The following is a 779-nucleotide window of genomic DNA, read 5'->3' as shown; positions in this document are numbered from 1 at the left end:
CCGGCTGACGCAGTCCATGCTTGATGATCTGCTCGAATATTCCCGCCTTGGCCGCCTCGAACCTGTCCTTGTGGAAGTGGATCTGAATGAAATCGTTGATGATGTGACGGCATTGTATGCACACAAGCTGCAGGAACTGAACGGAAAGATAAAGAAAGCCGATTTGCCCACGGTGATGGCTGACCGGGGCCAGATGGTACGCCTGTTCCAGAACCTGATTGGCAATGCCATCAAGTTTCATGGCAGGAAGAAGCTGGTTGTCAGTGTTACGGCAGCATACAAGGACGGTTACTGGGAAGTGATGGTCGAAGACAACGGTATTGGTATCGACCGGGAGCAGTACCGGAATGTGTTTACCATGTTCAAGCGGCTGCATACGGAGGAAAATATTCCCGGTAACGGTATGGGGCTGGCGTTCTGTGAACGCATTGTGACAGCACATGGTGGCCGCATCTGGGTTAGTGCCAGGGAAGGTGAAAAGGAAGGGGTGATTATTCATTTTTCATTGCCCGCGGACACATTGGTTTCCGCAGGCAAAAGGCATGTCCAGAAAGGGGAGGTAATTCATGAATGACCTGGCATTGCGGGTGCTGCTGGTGGAAGACACGCCATCGGAAGCGGACCTGACACGCTTCTATCTGTCCCGGATCAGCTCAACACGTTATGACATGGTACATGTTCCTACCCTGAACCAGGCAGTGGACAGCCTTTACAACAATGACCTGCCGGACATTATTCTGCTCGATCTGCATCTGCCGGACTGCGAAGGCCTGGGCGGT

At 52.8% G+C, this 779-nt stretch carries 1 protein-coding gene and 1 pseudogene; both read left to right on the top strand.

Annotated elements, in window-relative coordinates:
* On the top strand, window positions 1–574 hold a 574-nt coding region (locus tag ACOCD2_RS23405), incomplete at its 5' end, for a sensor histidine kinase (protein ID WP_293648457.1).
* Window positions 567–779, top strand: a pseudogene (locus tag ACOCD2_RS23400) (hypothetical protein); the annotation flags it as partial. The gene ACOCD2_RS23405 and the pseudogene ACOCD2_RS23400, both read left to right, overlap by 8 nt.

Source organism: Thiolapillus sp. (genome assembly GCF_048562965.1).
In the GTDB taxonomy this organism is placed as follows: domain Bacteria; phylum Pseudomonadota; class Gammaproteobacteria; order Chromatiales; family Chromatiaceae; genus Thiolapillus; species Thiolapillus brandeum_A.
The sequence above is the reverse complement of the archived record's forward strand: the minus strand, read 5'-3'. Positions and strand labels throughout refer to the sequence as shown.